This window comes from Klebsiella sp. 2019SCSN059, assembly GCF_021739525.1.
Classification (GTDB): Bacteria; Pseudomonadota; Gammaproteobacteria; order Enterobacterales; family Enterobacteriaceae; genus Klebsiella; species Klebsiella quasipneumoniae.
The window spans coordinates 1-1315 of sequence record NZ_JAKKOM010000112.1 but is presented as its reverse complement, the minus strand read 5'-3'; the positions used below and the strand labels follow the sequence as shown (position 1 = coordinate 1315).

The 1315-nt window shown below is 53.1% G+C and carries 1 protein-coding gene; it reads right to left on the bottom strand.

The window, feature by feature from the left end:
* Positions 1–34 precede the first annotated feature (34 nt).
* Positions 35–1243 (bottom strand): IS256 family transposase, encoded by a 1209-nt coding sequence (locus L2I46_RS29125; RefSeq protein ID WP_015344990.1) that lies wholly within the window; start codon positions 1241–1243, stop codon positions 35–37.
* Positions 1244–1315: the final 72 nt, after the last annotated feature.

Below are 1315 nucleotides of genomic sequence, written 5' to 3'. Positions count from 1 at the left end.
GAGCCTGTACACCATTCTGTGTAAATGCCTTTTCTCAGAAGTGACCGTCGAGGCGGTCACCGAACTCGATGATAAAACGGCTCATTGCCATGCGCCAGTCCCTCAGCGGCATCGTCCATTTTTGTGAGGCGGCCTGGATTGCCAGCCACACGACCTTTTTCACTGACTCGTCCGTCGGGAACACCTTGCGCTTTTTGATTGCATGCCTGATCACGCTGTTCAGTGATTCAATGGCGTTGGTGGTGTAGATGACTTTGCGGATATCTGCCGGGTAGCCGAAAAACGTCGCAAGGTTTAACCAGTTTGCCGTCCAGCTCCGGCTTATCTGCGGATAGCGGCTGTCCCAGGCGCTGGCGAACACTTCCAGTGCCTGCAGACCTGCTTCTTCCGTCGGCGCCTGGTAAATCGCCTTCAAATCGCGGGTAACGGCCTTGTAATCTTTCCAGGAGACGAACCGCAGGCTGTTGCGCACCATATGTACGATGCACAGCTGGATGCGGGCCTCCGGATATACCGCGTTTATGGCGTCCGGGAAGCCTTTCAGTCCGTCGACGCAGGCGATGAGGATGTCGTTCAGGCCGCGATTCTTCAGTTCTGTCAGCACATTCAGCCAGAACTTCGCGCCTTCATTTTCGGCCAGCCACATACCCAGCAGTTCTTTCTGGCCTTCGATGTTGATGCCCAGAGCCAGAAACACGGATTTATTGATGACGCGACTGTCCTGCCGGACCTTAAGGACAATACAGTCAAGGTAAACAATAGGATAGATGGCATCCAGTGGCCGGTTTTGCCACTCAACAACCTGCTCCATGACGGCGTCAGTGACTTTTGAGACCAGCGCCGGCGAGACATCCGCGTCGTACATCTCTTTGAACGCAGCCGCTATCTCGCGGGTGGTCATCCCTTTGGCGTACAGGGATAAAATCTGGTTATCCATCCCGGTAATACGGGTCTGGTTTTTCTTCAGCAACTGGGGTTCAAAGGTGGCTTCGCGATCCCGGGGAGTACGCAGTTCAAGTGGACCATCCGCAGTGGCTACGGTCTTTGTTGAGTAGCCATTGCGGGTGTTGGAGCCCGGTTTAGGCTGATTTTTATCGTAGCCCAGATGGTGAGACATCTCGGCATTGAGGGCCGCCTCAACGCTGATTTTCTTCAGCAGGCGATCGAACTGGCTGAGATCGTCGGGAGTTTTGAGATTTTTGGCCAGTTCATTAGCCAGAGCCTGCAACTGTTTTTCGTCCATAAAGTAACCTGCCTGTGATGTTGAATTGAACATATCAAAATCAGGCAATTACACAAATTTATGTACAGGCTC

What these genes read in the sequence shown, in the direction of transcription:
- L2I46_RS29125 (WP_015344990.1), bottom strand. Translation starts at nt 1,243, where the DNA reads ATGGACGAAAAACAGTTGCAGGCTCTGGCTAATGAACTGGCCAAAAAT.